Raw genomic sequence first — 18,557 nt, 5'->3', positions numbered from 1 at the left:
AGGCTCAGCCGCGCGCGCGGGTACGCGCGGCTTTCTTCGCCGCCACCTTGCGGACGGTCTTCTTCGCCGCACGGGTCTTCGCCGCCTTCTTTGCGGCAGCACTGCGCGAGGCGGCCGAACTCGCCGTCTTGACCGCCGTCTTCTTTGTGGCCTTCCTCGTGGCTGTCTTGCGAGCCGGTGCCTTCTTTGCCTCCGCCTTCTTGGCTGCCGTCTTCTTCGCAGGTGCCTTCTTCGCCGTCGTCTTGGTTGTGGCCTTCTTCGTGGCCGACTTCCTGGCGGGCTCCTTCTTGGCAGGCGTCTTGCGGGTCGCCTTCTTCGCACCCTTGCGTGCGCTGCCGCTGCGCTTGCCGCCACCGTCCTGCTTGTTCACGGTGGCCCAGGCAATGCGTTCTGCCGTGCCTTCGCTTGCGCCACGATCACGCTCGCTTTGCTCGATGTGCTCGGCCTGGCGCTTCTGCTTCTCGGTATAGGCGGATTTGTCACCACGGGGCATGACGGTTCTCCTGTCGTGTGGTCAGGCCAGCAGTCGCAGCTTGGGTTCGCGGGCCCACTGGCGGGTGGCGGCCGCCGCCAGGAACCCCTTGACGTCCTCCGCTTCGACGATGCCGGCGTCGTTGCCGACTCTTGCTGCCTTCAGCAGCGCCTGGCCGCCCGTGTCGCTGGCGATGGCCTTCAGGTGAGCCCACGCCTGGCTGGCGAACTCGATGGCGGCACTCTCTTTGGACAACGCCTTCGACGCCTCCAGGCTCAGCACCACGGCTACCGCATCGAACACAGCCGATGGGGTGCCGGCCAATTGTCCATCGGCCGCCTGCAACGTGCCGTCGCTGAGCGTGGCGCCGCCCACTTTCGGCGCGACCAGCTTCACGTCCGCACCCGCCTTCCGCGCGGCCTTGCTCAGGCTGGCAATCATGCGGGCGTCAGAACCTTCATCGAAGAGGATGCCAATGCAGCGCCCCTGCAGGGTGGGTTTGGTGCGGCCGATCACGCGCACCTCGGGGGCCGGCGGCATGTCGCGTGCCGGGGTGGCGGTGGGCGCCGGGTCGGGCAGGGCAGGCAGCGCCAGTCCATCGGCCACGCGCTGCGCCAATGCGTCATCAATGTTGCGCAGATGGCTGACGGTCCGTACCCGCACCTTCAGCGTTTCCACCTTCGACAGTTCGAACACCAGCGCCGATGCCAGGTGCGCCTGCTCCGGCTTTTCAAGGCTGCGGAAGAACATGCGCGCCTGGCTGTAGTGGTCGGCGAAGCTCTCCGCGCGGGTGCGCCCCTTGCGACCGTCGTCCGCACTGGCGTGGCTGCGGAAGCCGCTCGGGGTCTCGCGCGGTGTGTCGTCCTGCAGCGAGCTGGGATCGTAGGCGACGCGGCCCTTGGGCACCTGCATCTGCATGTGGCCGTCGCGCTGGTGATTGGCGAATGGGCACTTCGGGGCATTCACCGGGATCTGGTGGAAGTTCGGCCCGCCCAGACGCAGCAGCTGGGTGTCCAGGTAGGAGAACAGGCGGCCCTGCAGCAGCGGGTCGTTGCTGAAGTCGATGCCCGGTGGCACATTGGCCGGGCAGAACGCCACCTGCTCGGTCTCGGCGAAGAAGTTGTCCGGCCATCGGTCCAGCACCATGCGCCCGATCACCTGCAACGGCACCAGCGATTCGGGAATGATCTTGGTCGGATCCAGGTGATCGAACGGGAAACTGTCGGCCTGTTCTTCGGTGAACAGCTGCACTGCCAGTTCCCATTCCGGGAAGTCGCCGCGCTGGATGGCCTCGAACAGGTCGCGGCGATGGAAGTCGTTGTCGGCCGACTGCAGTTTCAGCGCTTCGTCCCACACCGTGGACTGGATGCCCAGCTTTGGCCGCCAGTGGAACTTCACGAAGGTCGAGTCACCCGCCTCGTTCAGCAGGCGGAAGCTGTGCACGCCAAAACCCTCGATCATGCGCAGCGAGCGCGGGATGGCGCGATCACTCATCGCCCACATGATCATGTGCATCGATTCGGGCATCAGCGAGATGAAATCCCAGAAAGTGTCGTGGGCGGAGGCGGCCTGAGGAAAGGCACGATCAGGCTCCATCTTCACCGCATGCACGAGGTCCGGGAATTTCATCGCGTCCTGGATGAAGAACACCGGGATGTTGTTGCCGACCAGATCCCAGTTGCCTTCCCGGGTATAGAACTTGACCGCAAAGCCGCGCACGTCGCGCGGGGTATCCACCGAGCCCGCGCCACCGGCCACGGTCGAGAAGCGGGTGAATACTGGCGTCTTCACGCCTACCTCGGTCAGGATGCGTGCACGGCTGTGGGCCGCCAGCGATCGGGTCAACTCGAAGTAGCCATGTGCCGCGCTGCCACGTGCGTGCACGATGCGCTCGGGGATGCGCTCATGGTCGAAGTGGGTGATCTTCTCCCGCAGGATGAAGTCCTCCAGCAGTGTGGGTCCCCGAGGTCCCTGCCGCAGGGAGTTCTGGTTGTCCGCCACCGGGATGCCCTGGTCGGTGGTCATCGCCGGGTGGCTGCCCCCGGCCTGCTGGTGCAGTTCATCGCCATTGCCCCGGCGATCGTTCTCGGTCTGGGCGGTTGCGCGCTTGCCGGTCGGCTTGCTGGCGGCCATGGATGGTGGCTCCGGATCATCAAAGGGAACCACGACACTGGAACCGGACCCGTTAAACCAAGGTCCGGCAAAGGTGAACGTACAGGCAAAAGCAGGCTCGGGTATGCTTGCTACATGCGAGTCGAGCCCGCCGACATCGAAGCCCTGTTCGACGCCATCCCGGATGTGCTGTTCTTCATCAAGGACCGCCAGGGGCGTTATACCCACGTCAACCAGACCATGCTGCGGCGGCTGGGCCTGCGCGCGCGCAAGGACGTGATCGGCCGTACCGCGGCCGAGATCTACCCGACCGGCCTCAGTGCGGACTACGTCGACCAGGATGCCCGCGTGCTGTCCGGCGAGGTGATCGAGAACCTGATGGAGCTGCACCTGTTCGCCAACCGCGAACCGGGCTGGTGCCTGACCTGCAAGCGCCCGCTGGTGGTCGACGGGGCCATAGAGGGCCTGATCGGCATCTCCCGCGACCTGGGACAGAAGGACAGCCTGGGCACCCAGTACGAGCAGCTGCGGCTGGCGCTGGCCCATCTCAACGCGCACTACGCCGAGAACGTGCGCATGCAGACGCTACTGGACATCACCGGCTTCTCGCTGTCCAAGCTGGAGCGCAGTTTCCGCAAGGTGTTCCAGATGACCCCGCAGCAGGTGCTCACCCGGCTGCGGATCCAGATGGCCATGCACCTGCTGCATGGCGACGACAGCATCGCCTGCATCGGCCAGGCCTGCGGTTTCAGCGACCAGAGTGCCTTTACCCGCAAGTTCAAGGCTGAAACCGGTTTTTCGCCACGCGCCTACCGTGCCCGTATCGGTGGGAACGTCGGCGAGCCGGCGCTGGCCTGAGCCGCCTGCTGCGCTGTGCCTATCCCCGTGGGCACGGGACAGGGTAAGGTGTCGCCCCTGTAGCCCGCCGCCAGCCCCGCCGATGCCCAACTCGATTCCGACCGCTTCGCCGTCCCGCCTCGGACATTCGCTCAAGCCCCGCCAGCTGATCATGATGGGCCTGGGTAGCGCCATCGGTGCCGGCCTGTTCCTCGGCTCGGGCGTGGGTGTGCAGGCCGCAGGCCCGGCGGTGCTGGTGTCGTATCTGGTAGCCGGTGCGCTGGTGATCATCGTGATGAACGCACTGGGCGAGATGGCGGCGGCCAAGCCGACCAGCGGTGCGTTCTCGGTGTACGCCGCCGATGCCATGGGCGCCACGGCCGGCGCCACGGTCGGCTGGCTGTGGTGGGTGCAGCTGGTGATCGTGATCGCCGCCGAAGCGGTGGGCGCCGCCGGGCTGCTGGCTACCGTCTGGCCGGCGATACCGGTACCGATGGCGGCATTGGCGTTCATGCTGTTCTTCACCGCGATCAACCTGCTCGGGGTGAAGAACTTCGGCGAGTTCGAATTCTGGTTCGCCATCCTCAAGGTGGCGGCGATCCTGGCCTTCATCGCCATCGGTGTGGCGCTGCTGATGGGGTGGCTGCCGCAGGTCACCTCGCCAGGCCTGAGCAACTTCACCGAGCACGGCGGATTTGCACCCAAGGGCCTGGCCGGGATTGGCGCGGCGCTGCTGGTTGTCGTTTTTGCCTTTGGCGGAACTGAGATCGTGGCCGTTGCGGCGGCTGAAACCGAAGATCCCGAGCGCAGCATTGCCCGTGCCATCCGCACCGTGGCCTGGCGCATCCTGGTGTTCTACATCGGCTCGCTGAGCGTGATCATCGCCGTGGTGCCGTGGACGAGCGAGGCGCTGAAGTCGCCGTTCGCCGCCGTGCTGGACATCGCCCGCATCCCGGGCGCCGGTACCGCCATCACCCTGATTGCAGTGATCGCGCTGCTGTCGGCGCTCAATGCCAACCTCTACGGCGCCTCGCGCATGATGTATTCGCTGGCGCAGCGCCGCGAAGCCCCGGCCGTGCTTGGCTGGACCGACCCGCGCCAGGTGCCGGTGATCGCCGTGCTGGCCAGCGTGCTGTTCGGATTTGCCGCCACGGTGATGGAGCTGCTCTTCCCGGACAAGGTGCTGCCGGTGCTGCTGAACATCGTCGGCTCCACCTGCCTGCTGGTGTGGACGCTGTCGCTGGTCTCGCAGCTGGTGCTGCGTAGGCGTGCGGATCGCCTGGGTACCCGCCTGCCATTCCGCATGGCCGGCTTCCCGTGGCTGACCGTGTGTGCGCTGGCGATCCTGGCGCTGATCTTCGGGCTGCTGCTGAGTGAAGCGCATACCCGGCTGCAGTTCCTGTCGATGGTGGCGCTGACTGCCACGATCGCCGCCAGCAGCGCCATCGCACGGCGCATGCGCGAGGCTTGATGGAAGCTGCCGGGTAGCGGCCGGCACTACCACGGGGGCTGCACATCCGCCGTGCCATCCTGATCGCATGGGCCGTCATCGGCCCGTCGAACAGGAGCACCGCATGCTGCGCAGCCGTCCCTTCCTGATGTTCACCGGCCAGGCCGAGGCCGCGCTGGCCCTGTACGCCGAAGCCTTTGCCGACTTCCGCCTGCTGGCCCTGCAACGCCACCCCGAGGGGGCCGGCGCTGGCGTGCCCGGGCAGGTCCGCCAGGCCATCTTCCTGCTCGGTGGCACCCACTACCTGTGCTTCGACAGCCTGGACGTGCACGATTTCACCTTCTCGCCGTCGATCTCGCTGTTCGTCGAGTGTTCCGGCGCCGAGCAGTTCGAACGAGCCGCACGCGTGCTGGGCGAGGGCGGCCATTGGCTGATGCCGGTGGGCGATTACGATTTCAGCAACCGCTACGGCTGGGTGCAGGACCGCTTCGGCGTGTCATGGCAGTTGAGCCTGGGGCAGATGCCTGACCCGTGATCCGATGTGTGTGGGTGCGGGCCTTGGTCCACGCGCCCTTACGAAAACGGCCCGCTCGCGCGGGCCGTTTTCGTCACCGATGCAGTGAGGAATCACGCCTCGACTTCATCATCCTTGTAGGCATCGACCGGGATGCAGGCGCACATCACGTTCTTGTCGCCGTACACGTTGTCGACACGCGCCACCGGCGGCCAGTACTTGCTCTGCTTCAGGCTGGCCAGCGGGAAGGCGGCCAGTTCGCGCGGGTAGGCGTGGGTCCACTCGCTGGCGGTCACTGCGGTGGCAGTGTGCGGCGCGTTCTTCAGCGGGTTGTCCTCGCGGTCCAGGCGGCCGTCTTCGATCGCAGTGATTTCCTCGCGGATCTGGATCATCGCGTTGATGAAGCGATCCAGTTCGTGCAGCGATTCGCTCTCGGTCGGCTCCACCATCAGCGTGCCGGCCACCGGGAAGCTGAGGGTCGGGGCGTGGAAGCCGAAGTCGATCAGGCGCTTGGCCACGTCCTCGGCACCGATGCCGCTGGTCTTCTCCAACGGGCGCACGTCGAGGATGCACTCGTGTGCCACCAGGCCGTTGCGGCCGGTGTACAGGGTCTTGAAGTGCGGGGCCAGGCGCTTGGCGATGTAGTTGGCGTTGAGCTGCGCGACCTGGGTGGCCTTGCGCAGGCCGTCGCGGCCCATCATCGCGATGTACATCCAGCTGATCGGCAGGATCGAGGCGCTGCCGAAGCTGGCTGCGCTGACCATGCCGACCGGGCCGTTGTCACCCAGCTTGCCCGGCAGGAACGGGGCCAGATGCTCCTTGACCGCGCACGGGCCGACGCCCGGACCGCCACCGCCGTGCGGGATGCAGAAGGTCTTGTGCAGGTTCAGGTGCGAAACGTCCGAACCCCACTTGCCCGGCTTGGCCACGCCAACCAGGGCGTTCATGTTGGCGCCGTCGGTGTACACCTGGCCACCGTGCTTGTGGATGATCTCGCAGATCTCCACCACCTCTTCCTCGAACACGCCGTGCGTGGACGGGTAGGTCATCATGATCGCGGCCAGGCGGTCGCTGTATTTTTCGGCGTTGAGGCGGATGTCTTCCACGTCGACGTTGCCGTTGGCATCGGTCTTGGTCACCACCACCTTCATGCCGCACATCTGCGCCGAGGCCGGGTTGGTGCCGTGCGCCGAGTCCGGGATCAGGCAGATGTCGCGGTGGTCTTCGCCGCGCGAGCGGTGGTAGGCGCGGATCGCCAGCAGGCCGGCGTACTCGCCCTGCGCGCCGGAGTTCGGCTGCAGGCTGACCGCGTCGTAGCCGGTGCATTCCACCAGCATCGCTTCCAGCGTGTCGATCAGTTCCTTGTAGCCCAGCGCCTGGTCGGCCGGCACCAGCGGGTGGATCTGCGAGAACTCCGGCCAGGTCACCGGGATCATCTCGGCGGTGGCGTTGAGCTTCATGGTGCACGAGCCCAGCGGGATCATCGTGCGGTCCATCGCCAGGTCCTTGTCGGCCAGCGAACGCAGGTAGCGCAGCAGTTCGTGCTCGCTGTGGTGGGTGTTGAACACCGGATGGGTCAGGAACGCGGACTGGCGCAGCAGGCCGGCCGGCAGTGCGTCGGCGGTGCTGGCATCCAGCGCGTCGACGTCGGCCTGGGCACCGAACACGGCAGCCAGCGCGACCACGTCGGCGCGGGTGGCAGTCTCGTCCAGGCTGATGCCGACCGAGTCGCTGTCGATCGCGCGCAGGTTGTAACCGGCGGCGCGGGCCTTGGCGTGGATTTCATCGGCATGCACGCCGGTGACGTGCAGGGTGTCGAAGAAGTCACCACCGACCTGCACGCCGGCGTTGCGCAGCGCGGCGGCCAGGATCGAGGCCAGGCGATGGGTGCGGCGGGCGATGCGGGTCAGGCCGTCCGGGCCGTGGTAGACGGCATACATCGAGGCCATCACTGCCAGCAGCACCTGCGCGGTACAGATGTTGGAGGTGGCCTTCTCGCGGCGGATGTGCTGCTCGCGGGTCTGCAGGGTCAGGCGGTAGGCCGGGTTGCCCTGGGCATCGACCGAGACGCCGATCAGGCGGCCCGGCATCGAGCGCTTGTAGGCATCGCGGCAGGCCATGAAGGCCGCGTGCGGACCACCGAAGCCGAACGGCACGCCGAAACGCTGGCTGTTGCCGACCACGATGTCCGCGCCCCATTCGCCCGGGGCGGCCAGCAGGGTCAGGGCCAGCAGGTCGGTGGCCACGGCCACCAGGCCGCCGCGTGCGTGCACGGCGTCGACCAGCGCCTTGTAATCGCCGACCTGGCCGAAGGTATCCGGGTACTGCAGCAGCAGGCCGAAGGCTTCCGCTTCCAGTGCTTCGGCCGGGGTGCCGACGCGCAGCACGATGCCCATGGGTTCTGCGCGGGTACGCAGCAGTTCCAGCGTCTGCGGGTGCACGGCGTCGTGCACGAAGAAGGTGTCCGACTTCGACTTGGCCGAACGCTTGGCCAGGGTCATCGCTTCAGCGGCGGCGGTGGCTTCGTCCAGCAGCGAGGCGTTGGCGATTTCCATGCCGGTGAGGTCGGCGCACAGGGTCTGGAAGTTGATCAGCGCTTCCATGCGGCCCTGCGAGATTTCCGCCTGGTACGGGGTGTAGGCGGTGTACCAGGCCGGGTTTTCCAGGATGTTGCGCAGGATCACGTTCGGCGTGTGGGTACCGTAGTAGCCCTGGCCGATGAAACTGCGCAGCACGGTGTTCTTGTCGGCGATCGCACGGATCTTCGCCAGCGCCTGCACTTCGGTCATCGACTCCGGCAGTGCCAGCGGCGCCGGCGACTTGATCTTGGCCGGTACGATGGCATCGGTCATCGCATCCAGCGACGCGTGGCCGACGACGTCGAGCATCTGCGCGATCTCGGCATCGTTGGGGCCGATGTGGCGCTCGACGAACGCGGAATGATGCTCGAGCTCACGCAGGGAAGGGGTGTTCTGGGACATGGCGAAGGATCCGTCAGGAAAGGGCACACGCACGGGCACAAGCCGCCGGTCGGCGGTCTGCGGGGCGCCCCTCTGTCCTTTTGCCTGAGAGTTTAAAAGCGCGGCGGACCGCAGCTTCGTGCCCCTTCGGCGCCGGATCGAACCGGTCTCTCCAGAGTTGTGTTACGGGTGGTATCGGGCCTGAGCGATTACGGGCGTTGCGCCTTCGGCAGCGGTGTTCCGCTTCTCCCACCGTGTTGCCCGCCGATTATAGCCCGTTGCGGGCGCGCCAGCCGCCTCCGGGCCCGGCCGTTGCGCCTGAATGGCCGATGGCCCGGCCGTGCGTTTTGTGCACCGCTGCATGGCATCAGGCGCAATCCCCACCTATGATGGGCGGATACCCGAATTGATCTGGCGCCGTCCCTGCAGAAGGGGATCGGCGCCCGCCGTGCGTGCTGCGCATGGCCCTGCCGGACGCCTTCCCCATGACCGCCGCTGTTGCTCCTTCCACCCGCCGCATGGCCCTGCTGCTCGCCGGCCTGGCCATGTTCGGCCCGTTCTCGATAGACACCATCTTCCCGGCGTTCCCGCAGCTGGCCCAGCGCCTGGCGGTGGACGAGGTGGCGGTGCAGCAGACCATCAGCGTGTACCTGCTGTTCTACGGCCTGATGAGCCTGGCGCATGGCCCGCTGTCTGACGCCTGGGGACGCAAGCGGGTGATCCTCGGTGGCCTGGTGATTTTCGTCGGCGCCTCGGTCGGCTGTGCGCTGTCCACCGACCTGACCACGCTGCTGGCGTTCCGCGCGCTGCAGGGCCTGTCTGCAGGCGTCGGCATGATCGTCGGCCGGGCGGTGATCCGCGACCTGTACCACGGCCATGACGCGCAGCGGCTGATGAGCCAGGTGTCGATGCTGTTCGGCATCGCCCCGGCCATCGCGCCGATCATCGGCGGCTGGATCCTGCTCAGCGGTGCTGGCTGGCCGCTGATCTTCTGGTTCCTGGTGGTGTTCGCACTGGTCCTGCTGGCAGCCACCGCACGCTACCTGCCGGAAACCCACCCGGTCGAGGCCCGGGTGCCGTTGTCGCCGCGCGTGCTGATGCGTGATTACGTGCGCATCGGTTTCAACCCGCGCTTCCTGCGCCTGGCGCTGGCCGGCAGCATCGGTTTCGGCGGCATCTTCCTGTACATCGCCTCGGCGCCGGTGTTCGTGATGCAGCACCTGCATCTGGGCGAGGGCGGCTTCGCCTGGCTGTTCATCCCCACCATCGGCGGCATGACCACCGGCTCGTTCCTGTCCGGGCGCATGGCCGGGCACACCACGCCCACCCGCCAGGTCGCCATCGGTTTCGGCCTGTGCGCGCTGTCGGTGCTGCTGAACGTCGGCTACGTGGCGCTGGCGCCGCAGTTCGTGCTGCCGTGGGCGGTGCTGCCGATCTTCCTGGGCGGCATGGGCATGGCATTAATCTTCCCGATCCTGGCGCTGGCGGTGCTGGACATGTACCCGCACCAGCGCGGCCTGGCCTCGTCGCTGCAGGCCTTCGTGCAGCTGATGATCAGCACCGTGGTGGCCGGCGTGGTGTCACCGCTGCTCAGCGCCAGCCCGCTGCACCTGGCGCTGGGCCAGGCGGCGTTCTTCGGCGCCGGCTTCGTGTTCTGGTACTGGGAACACCAGCGCGAACACACGGCGCAGGCGGCCAGCACAGGTCACTGAGCAGCGTGCAGGGGTAGGGCGGGCCGTGACGCCCGCAGCACTTGCGACGGGAAACCACCGGACTAGGCTGGGTACTCCAGCCAGCCGGTGCACGGGTGCACGACAGCCAGCCGATCCACTGTCGTTGCATGAGGTACCCCCATGGCTGCGCAGCAGACCTACCGCCTGTTCGAGGTGGCGCTGAAGGAGCGCCGCGTTCTTTCCCCTTCCCTGGACCGCATGGTGTTCACCGGTGCCGACGTGGCGCGGATGAAGACCGAAGGCCCGGACCAGCGCATCAAGGTGTTCTTCCCCTTGCCCGGCCAGGAGGTGCCGCAGGTCCCCAGCGGCGAGGACTGGTACCCGCGCTATCGGGCCCTGCCGGACGACCAGCGCCCACCGATGCGCACCTACACCATCCGCCAGTTGCGTGCAGAGCAGGGCGAGGTCGACGTCGATTTCGTCATCCACGGCGTGACCGGCCCCGCCTCGCGCTGGGCCATGCATGCACGGCCGGGCGACCGTGTGGTGCTGCTGGCCCCGGATGCCGACTGCGCCGACAGCAGCGAGGGCTGGGAATGGAAGCCGCCGGCCGGCGTTGGCCAGGTGCTGCTGGTGGCTGACGAGACCGCGCTGCCGGCCGTGGCCGGCATTCTCGAGGAACTGGCGGCCATGGTGGATCCGCCGCGTACGCTGGCCCTGCTGGAAGTGGCGCAGGCCGGTGATGCGGTTCCCCTGAAGGCGCCGGCCACGGCCGAGCTGGTCTGGTTGCCGCGCGGGCAGGCGGCGTTCGGGCAGCCCTTGCTGCATGCAGTCCAGGCAAGGTTGGCCGCGGCCTCGGGTGTGGCTGCCGGCGATGCGCTGGAGGAGATCGACGTCGATACGCAGATCCTCTGGGAGCAGGCCGATACCCGCGTGGCCGGGCCGCTGTACGCCTGGGTGGCAGGCGAGGCCGGGGCCGTGATGGCGATCCGTCGCCATCTGGTCCGCGACTGCGGGCTGGACCATCGTGCGATCACCTTCATGGGCTACTGGCGGCACGGCAAAGTGCTGGACTGAGGTGGCGTGAAGCGGCGCTGCGGGCGGGGTGCGCTATCCTTGCGCCCCCCTCGCAGCGGTACCGCACCATGTCCACCAGCTCCAAGACCCGCCGCGACCAGCGCCGTCGCCAGGAAAAGCAGGCCGCCAACAAGGCCGCTGCCCAGGCCTCGCCGGTGGAGCCGCATGCCGAACTGCGCGACGCGCAGCGCACCCTGCTGGCCGGTGTCGTGCGCCGTGATGGCGAATGGGTGCTGGGCATGGATGGCCGCATCGCCGGCCACAGTGATTCTGCCGCGCAGGTACTGGCGCTGATCATGCAGGCCGGTGAGCTGCACGAGCGCAACGGCACGCCAGTGCGCCTGATGTACTCCGATGCGCTGCGCGATGCCGCGCAGGCCGAAGCGAAAGAGAAGGGCCAGACCTTCGAGGAATTCAAGGCCGAACTGGCTGCAGCGATGGCGGCGAAGAAGGGCAGCTGATCGCTGCCAAACCGTCGAGCCGAGCCATGCTCGGCTCTACAACACCTGAAAGGGGCGGATCCTTGCGGATCCGCCCCTTTTTTCATTTCGCCGCCGGGGCCGCGTTGGCCTGCCAGCCGCACATCTGGCCTTCGTTCTGCTGCTTCAACCACTCATTGACCGGGGTGAAGTACTCGATCATCGGGCCGGCATCGAGCTTGTCGGTGCCGGTCAGCTCCTTCAGCGTGGCCTGCCACGGCTGGCTGGCACCCTTGCTCAGCATCGCCCAGTATTTCTGGCCGGCTTCCTTGTTGCCGTAGAAGGTGCACTCATGCAGCGGGCCCTTGTAGCCGGCCGCGTCGCACAGGCCCTTGTAGAACTGGAACTGCAGGATGCGCGCCAGGAAGTAACGCGTGTACGGGGTGTTGCCCGGCACGTGGTACTTCGCGCCCGGGTCGAAGAATTCTTCGCCACGGGTGCTGGCCGGTGCCACGCCCTGGTACTTGGCCTTCAGGTCCCACCATGCCTTGTTGTAGTTGTCGGCGGTGATCGAACCGTCGAACACGCCCCAGCGCCAGCGGTCGATCATCAGCCCGAACGGCAGGAACGACACACCCGACAGTGCCATGCGCATCTGGTTGTTGATGACCGCCTCGCGGCTTTCGGTCGGCGCATCGACCAGGCCGATCGAGCTGAGGTACTTGGGCGTCATGGCCAGCACGATGGTGTCGCCGATCGCTTCATGGAAGCCATCGTTGGCTCCGCCCTGGAACAGCGGCGGCAGGGGGTTGTAGGCCAGGTCGTAATAGATGTGGCCCAGCTCGTGGTAGATGGTGGTGAAGTTCTCTTCGTTCGGCTTGATGCACATCTTCGTGCGCACGTCGCCTTCCATGTTCATGTCCCAGGCGCTGGCGTGGCAGACCACGTCGCGGTCATCGGGCTTGATGAACTGGGTCTTCTCCCAGTACGACTGCGGCAGCGACGGCATGCCCAGCGACACGTAGAAGTCCTGCGCGCGTTCGGTCATCTGCTTGGCGGTACGCAGTTCGGCCTCGCGCTGCGCTTTGTACTGCGCCGCCACGTTGGCGTCCTTGCCGGCCTTGGCCAGCGCTGCGCTCAGGTTGGCCTGGTACTGCTTTTCAAGCGCCGCGGTGATGTCCAGGCTGCCGGCACCCGGGTACGGTTCCAGCTGGTCCCACAGGTTCGACCAGTCCTGCTGCCACATGTTGCCCAGCAGGTGCGCGGCGATCAGGCCGTTGCCCACTTCGGCCTTGTCCTTGCCGTAGGTCTTGTCCAGCTTGCCGCGTGCATAGCAATGCAGCTGCTCGTACATCGGCTTGACCTGCTCCCATAGGCGGTCGGTTTCCGGGCCGATCTGCTCCGGCGGCATGTCGTAGCCGCTGCGCCACATCTGCCCGGCATCGGTGAAGCCCATGCCCTTGGCACCTTCGTTCACCAGCCCGACAAACTTCTGGTAGTCGCCGCGCATGCTCCTGGTGGTGCTGTGCCAGCCCTGCCAGGCGTCGAGCTGCTGGTCGTAATCGCGGCTGCGCGCCAGCACCTGCTCCAGCTCGCCCAGCTGGCGGCAGGAGTTCGGATCGTTGGCATCGGTGCAGTACTTGCCGGCGCCATAGCTGCCTTCCATGCGCGTGGCGATCTGGGTCAGCTCGGCCAGCTTGGCCGGATCGCGCGGTGCCGGCATCGACGACATCAGCTTCAGCAGGTGGATCGCGCGCTTGCTGTCCTCACTCATCGGCTTACCGTCGAACCTGGCGGCCTGTTCGATCCAGCTGTTGAGCTGGGTCAGCGAACGCTCGTTGGCCTTGGCCGCGATGCGTTCGGAATCACTGTTGATGTAGGTGGAGGACAGCCACTGCGCCGAGGTCATCTCCGGGTAGGCGGCCTTGAATTCGGCATTGATGCGGGCCACGAACTGGTCGGCGGTTTCGCCGGCCGGGGCGCTGCTGCTGGCGGTATCGGTACCTGGGGCAGCTTCCTTCTTGCAGGCGACCAGGGCCAGCGTGGCGGCGGCGATTGCCGAGGCCAGCAGGAGATGACGGTGTTTCACGGGCGGTCCTTGGGTGGTGAACGACGGCCGAAGGCTAGTGGGCCGTCGCTGTCACCGCAAGTGGCGGAAGTCGGCCGGCCGGCGCCCGGCACCCGCAGAGGCTTTCAAGCAAGGACAACGTCAACTTCAAAAGCGAGGATTCCGTGGGGGGGCGGGGCGGTGTCGGAGTGCGGGGACGCCGCAAGTACGTCCATGTAGGCTTGGCAGCCGCATCCATGCGGCTGACACCCCGCACGCCGACACCGCCCCACCTGTGACAGATTCCGTGTGCTGTCGGTAGGTGTCGACCTTGGTCGACACATCTGTCAGGTATCGACAAACAAAAATGGGGTCGGATCCGTTTTCCGAAGGAAAAACGGATCCGACCCCAAGGTCGTTCCAACAGATCGCGGAAAACTGTCGAAGGCGGGATGGTTCCGGTGGCGGGAGTGTCCGCGGCATGGATGCCGCGGCCAAGCCCCCAGGGATGGGTTTACGGCGTCTCCCGCCACCGGACCCACCCCGCCATCCCACGGATACCCCGCTGTTGCTGTTGCTTCGGTCGTTGAAGTTGCCGTTGCCTCTGCGGGTGCAGGGCTGCAAGCCCTGCCGAACAATCCTCAACTCTCGCAGTTGGCGAACACGTCGCGGTCTCGCTCGTACAGCGAGGTCTTCACCTGCATCAGGCCCAGCACCGACGGGAACAGGTTGTCATGGTCCGTGTACGCCGCCGAACGCTTGCGCACGCACTGCAGGTCCAATCCGCGGCTGCTGGCAAAGCCCGGCGAGAACCACATCGTCATCGGTACCCGGGTCTGCTCGGCCGGGGCAATGGCGTACGGCACGCCGTGCAGGAACAGGCCCTTCTCGCCCAGCGACTCGCCGTGGTCGGACAGGTAGATCATCGCCGTGTCGTAGTCCTGCATGCCCTGCAGCGTGCCGATGGTCTTGGTCAGGAAGTGATCGGTGTACAGCACGGCGTTGTCGTAGCTGTTGGTGATCTCTTCGCGCGAGCAACGGCCGATGTCACGGGTATCGCAGGTCGGGGTGAAGCGGCGGAACGCGGGTGGATAGCGCTCGAAGTAGGCCGGGCCATGGTTGCCCAGCTCGTGCAGCACCACCACGCGGTCGCCCGGTTTCGCACGTACCTGGGTGGCCAGGTCCTGCAGCAGGATCTCGTCCATGCAGCGACCATCCGCGCACAGGCCCGGCGTGGTGGCATCGGACAGCGACTGGAAGTCCAGGCCTTCGCATACGCCCTTGCAGCCGGACTGGTTGTCACGCCACAGCGGGGTGATGCCGGCACGGTTCAATACATGCAGCAGCGACTGGTGCGCGCGGATCTTCTTCTCGTCGTAGTCGTGGCGTCCCCACGGCGAGAACAGGCAGGGCAGCGAAACTTCGGTGCTGGTGCCGCACGAATGCATGTCCGGGAAATTGACCACGCTGGCCTGGGCCAGCTCCGGGGTGGTATTGCGGCCACCGTTGAGCCCCCAGTTCTGCGCACGCACGGTCTCGCCCATGACGATCACCAGCAGGCGCGGCTTGCTGGCCGGAGCACGCGGGGTGGCCTTGGCATCGGTGCCGATCGGCAGCTTCGGCGCGCGCTGCACCGGGTTGTCGCCACGCAGTGCACGGGGCAAGCCCAGCAGCACATTGGCCGGCGTGGCGAGGTAACGCACTTCGCGCTGGTTGCGCATCAGTGCGGAGATATCCTGGAACGAGATCAGCGCACCGCCCACTGCGGTTACCGCCGCCGCCACCAGGAAACCGATGCGCCAGAGCAGGCTGCGGCCCCAGCTGCGACGGCGCAGCTGCACGCGCCACAGCACGATCATCGGCAGCACCGCCAGCAACAGCACCGGCCACAACAGCGACACGGTCATCAGTTCACGGCTTTCCTTGGGGTCGGTCGCCAGCACGTTGCGCAGCATGTCCGCATCCAGGTAGATGTGGTAGCGGCTCATGTAGTGCGCAGCGAATGCGGTCACCAGCAGCAACAGGCTGATCACCACCTTGGCGCTCCAGCGCCAGACCAGGAGGCCCAGCAGCACGCCATGTGCACCCAGCAGCAACAGCAGCAGCGAAAGCGCATAGCGCAGGCTGCCCGGATGGCTGGCCATCGCGCTGTGCCAGAACAAGCCGTTGCCGGCCACCGCGAAGAACAGGCTGGTCAGTGCGATCAGTGCTTCGGTGGACAGCTGCGGCCGCCAGCGGCGAAGACTCGCCAACGCGGGAAGGCGGGCGAGGCGGTGGACCGACGCACTCATGCGTTTGCCTCCTGGCGGTTGGAACGGTCCAGCTGACGGCGTGTCAGGATGCGCTTGACGATGAGATACAGGCCCAGCGAAAGCAGCCAACATATCAATGCAGTGGCGACGTCATGCGAAAGGAAATGCGCGCCCCGGACCTGCTGGCTGATGCCGAACACCAGGCCGCTGCCGAGGCCGATCCACAACCCGGCCCAGCGCCATGAAGGGCGCCACAGCAAGGCGAAAAAGTACAGGGACAACCATGCATAGCCAGCACTGGCGTGCCCGGCCGGGAAGCAGGCCTGTGCGGTCATGCCAGCGGGGCGTGCCGTGAAGAGCCCGATGAAAGGCTGGTGCCCGCCGTAGCGCAGCAGGTCCCACGGGCATTCCATCGGCACCAGCGCCTTCAGCAGGGAGATCATGCCGGTGCCCAGCGCCATGGCAATCACAACGTAAAGCAGCGCCCATCGCAGGGTGCGATCGCGTCCCCTGCGCCAGTGATGGAAGCACAGCAGGATCGCCACCAGCGCCGCTGCCGTGCTCAGCCATTTGCCCACCTTGTGCACCACCGTGCGGGTGATCCAGGCGTCCTGCAGCGCCCAGCGGCCGCCTTCAAGGCGGAACAGGTGATCGGCCACCCATTGATCGCCGCCCATCCCCATCAGCAGCGTAAACACCGGCAGACCGAGTGCTACAGGCAGCCAAAGGTGAGTTACGGCAAATCTTGACGCCAGTGGCGATGTCGCAAGCGGCGCTACTGAATCGATGGGACGAACGGGCATGCTGGGAAGGGGCGGTTCGGGAATCCGCGGTCATGCTCGTCACCTGCATGTCGGAGAAGGGTCGGACGCTCGTTCGTGCCGGGTTAATGCTTGCCCGGCACGGGTCGACGTTCAGTCTTCTTCGGCGGTCGATCCTGCCCGCTCGGCGTGGCACTGCGGGTCCCAGGCCGTGCCGGGAAGCAGTTGCCAACGATTCCGGTTGGCAATGCCGATGTCGATCACCTTGGTGGGGTCCACGCAGGGGCTCATCGCATCGTCCAGCACCAGCAGCCAGCGCTTGCCCGGTGCCTCGGCCAGCCACGGGCCGGCGTCATGCCACTGCTCGGCCCACGGGCGCTTGAAGCCGAACTCACGCACCGGTCGATCTGCCTGCAGCAGGTTCTGTTCGCGCCAGGCAACCAGTGCCAACTCTGCGTCGGGGCCGATCCGCGCGCCCACCCGGCGCATTACCGCCGACGCCGACGCATACGGATCCAGCGCCGGGATCAGCACCAGGCCGTAGAGCATCCACAGCATGCCGTGGGTCAGCAGCACCAGCGTTGCGGCACGGCGTACCCGCAGCCACACGATCAGCGTGGCCAAGGCAATGGCAAAGGTCAGCAAGCCATCCCCCAGCACCGGCAGCAGCGAATCCGGCATGGCCCGGCGCTCCAGTTGCGCCACGGCCCACGGATGCTCGGTCATCAGGATCACGCCGAGCACGCCGGTGGTCAGCATCAGCACTACGCTGTAACCGAACAGGTAGCGGCGCACGCACAGCCGGCGCAGCAGGCCCGGCAGCAGCGGCGCTACGGCCAGCGCCATTGCAGGCAGCATCGGCAGCAGGTACACCTCGCGCTTGCCCGGGCTGGCACTGAAGAACACCAGTACCAGTACGGCCCAGCCCAGCAGCAGCCACTGCCGGCGATCGCCACGACGGATGCGGCGCCACCAGGGCTTGAACAGCATCGGCAGCAGAAGGCTGCCTGGCAGCCATAGGGTCAGGATCACCTGCAGGTAGTACCAGGCCGGCTGCCGGTGGTGCCAGGCATTGGCGTAGCGGGTGCCGGTCTGCTTGAACAGCAGCTCATGCGCGTAGGCCTGCAGTTCGGCGCTGGGCGTATGCAGCAGGGCCCAGCCCAGCGGCGCCAGCCACACGCCCACGCCCAGCAGGAATGCCGGGATCAGCCACAGCAGCGTTGCCGGGTGCGGACCCTCCACACGGTGCCCGCGACGGCGCTGGTACAGCCACCAGCCGAACCAGGGCAGCACCAGCAGCAGCGGCAGGAAACCCACGCCCTTGGTCACCGTGCCGAGGCCAGCGGCGAAACCGGCCAGCCACAGCGCGGGCAGGTTGCGGCGCTCGCACAGGTGGCGCATCAAGCCCCACAGGGCCACCGTGGTCATGCCGACCAGCACCATGTCGATCTGCGCGCGCTTGGCCATCAGGCCGAACTGCAGGGTGCAGAACAGCGCGCCGAGGGCATAGATGGAATGCCGCGGCGACCACAGCCGCCGTGCCAGATCCGACACCAGCCACAGGCTCAGCAGGGCGCCCAGCAATGAAGGCAGCAGGAACGACCATTGCCAGCTGCCGATCACCTCGTAGGCGGCTGCCTGCAGCCACATGAAAACCGGCGGCTTCTCGGCGTACAGCTCGCTGCCACGGTGTGGCAGCAGCCATTGCCCGCTTTCGACCATGGTCCGCGCGGCCAGCACGAAGCGCGGCTCGTCCGGCGGCTGCGGCTGCCGAAGGCCGATGCCCGCTGCCAATGCAGCGATGATCAGCAGCCACAACAGGGGCAGGCGCCAACGGCGGGGCAGGGCTACGGGCACGGCAGGCTCCGGGAGCAAAACGGCCACTCTGACGTGGCAGGGGTAGGAAAGGCGTCGGAGCGGGCGCAGGTCGACCGCATTCCGACATGGTCGGCGCTACCATGGTACGAACTTCCGTGGATGTTT

At 66.8% G+C, this 18,557-nt stretch carries 13 protein-coding genes and 1 riboswitch; of the genes, 6 read left to right on the top strand and 7 right to left on the bottom strand.

Annotated features, from left to right (window positions below; all coding sequences use genetic code 11):
- Positions 1–4 precede the first annotated feature (4 nt).
- Positions 5–493, bottom strand: coding sequence for a hypothetical protein (locus tag ACYKG1_RS15735; protein WP_478470876.1), 489 nt, complete (start codon positions 491–493; stop codon positions 5–7).
- A 21-nt stretch (positions 494–514) separates the two neighbouring features.
- Positions 515–2,605: a catalase gene (locus ACYKG1_RS15730; RefSeq protein ID WP_262082830.1), complete on the bottom strand. Its 2,091-nt coding sequence runs from the start codon at positions 2,603–2,605 to the stop codon at positions 515–517.
- Between the two features lie 114 nt (positions 2,606–2,719).
- Here ACYKG1_RS15730 and ACYKG1_RS15725 point away from each other — a divergent pair, with 114 nt between their 5' ends.
- The 3 genes from ACYKG1_RS15725 to ACYKG1_RS15715 all read left to right on the top strand — a co-directional run bounded on the left by ACYKG1_RS15725 (position 2,720) and on the right by ACYKG1_RS15715 (position 5,406).
- A complete protein-coding gene (locus tag ACYKG1_RS15725) occupies positions 2,720–3,442 on the top strand; it encodes an AraC family transcriptional regulator (protein ID WP_014038112.1) in 723 nt (240 codons plus the stop codon).
- A gap of 82 nt (positions 3,443–3,524) precedes the next feature.
- Positions 3,525–4,892, top strand: coding sequence for an amino acid permease (locus ACYKG1_RS15720; protein WP_100473589.1), 1,368 nt, complete (start codon positions 3,525–3,527; stop codon positions 4,890–4,892).
- Positions 4,893–4,995: 103 nt separating this feature from the next.
- Positions 4,996–5,406, top strand: coding sequence for a VOC family protein (locus tag ACYKG1_RS15715; protein ID WP_005418291.1), 411 nt, complete (start codon positions 4,996–4,998; stop codon positions 5,404–5,406).
- 92 nt (positions 5,407–5,498) lie between these two features.
- Here ACYKG1_RS15715 and gcvP read toward each other — a convergent pair whose 3' ends face one another.
- Entirely contained in the window at positions 5,499–8,366 is a 2,868-nt protein-coding gene (gene gcvP, locus ACYKG1_RS15710; RefSeq protein WP_100473588.1) for an aminomethyl-transferring glycine dehydrogenase, read from the bottom strand.
- Positions 8,367–8,428: 62 nt separating this feature from the next.
- A riboswitch (glycine riboswitch) is annotated at positions 8,429–8,531 on the bottom strand.
- Positions 8,532–8,830: 299 nt separating this feature from the next.
- Between gcvP and ACYKG1_RS15705 the strand changes: the two genes are divergently transcribed.
- The 3 genes from ACYKG1_RS15705 to ACYKG1_RS15695 all read left to right on the top strand — a co-directional run bounded on the left by ACYKG1_RS15705 (position 8,831) and on the right by ACYKG1_RS15695 (position 11,556).
- Positions 8,831–10,057: a multidrug effflux MFS transporter gene (locus ACYKG1_RS15705; protein ID WP_478470875.1), complete on the top strand. Its 1,227-nt coding sequence runs from the start codon at positions 8,831–8,833 to the stop codon at positions 10,055–10,057.
- 141 nt (positions 10,058–10,198) lie between these two features.
- A complete protein-coding gene (locus ACYKG1_RS15700) occupies positions 10,199–11,095 on the top strand; it encodes a siderophore-interacting protein (RefSeq protein ID WP_478470874.1) in 897 nt (298 codons plus the stop codon).
- Positions 11,096–11,163: 68 nt separating this feature from the next.
- Entirely contained in the window at positions 11,164–11,556 is a 393-nt protein-coding gene (locus ACYKG1_RS15695) for a hypothetical protein (RefSeq protein ID WP_478470873.1), read from the top strand.
- An 82-nt stretch (positions 11,557–11,638) separates the two neighbouring features.
- On the opposite strand, the gene ACYKG1_RS15690 is transcribed toward ACYKG1_RS15695, so the two are convergent.
- From ACYKG1_RS15690 to ACYKG1_RS15675, 4 genes are all read right to left on the bottom strand, one after another.
- The gene (locus tag ACYKG1_RS15690) at positions 11,639–13,603 is read right to left on the bottom strand and encodes a M2 family metallopeptidase (protein ID WP_100473585.1); all 1,965 of its coding nucleotides are present in this window, start codon (positions 13,601–13,603) and stop codon (positions 11,639–11,641) included.
- Positions 13,604–14,202: 599 nt separating this feature from the next.
- A complete protein-coding gene (locus ACYKG1_RS15685) occupies positions 14,203–15,852 on the bottom strand; it encodes a phosphoethanolamine transferase (protein ID WP_478470872.1) in 1,650 nt (549 codons plus the stop codon).
- Entirely contained in the window at positions 15,849–16,616 is a 768-nt protein-coding gene (locus ACYKG1_RS15680; RefSeq protein WP_478470871.1) for a phosphatase PAP2 family protein, read from the bottom strand. Before ACYKG1_RS15680 ends, ACYKG1_RS15685 begins: the two co-directional genes overlap by 4 nt.
- A 111-nt stretch (positions 16,617–16,727) precedes the next feature.
- Positions 16,728–18,449, bottom strand: coding sequence for an ArnT family glycosyltransferase (locus tag ACYKG1_RS15675; RefSeq protein WP_478472758.1), 1,722 nt, complete (start codon positions 18,447–18,449; stop codon positions 16,728–16,730).
- Positions 18,450–18,557 lie beyond the last annotated feature (108 nt).

Source organism: Stenotrophomonas sp. 85239_Sma, assembly GCF_056481725.1.
The sequence above is the reverse complement of the archived record's forward strand: the minus strand, read 5'-3'. Positions and strand labels throughout refer to the sequence as shown.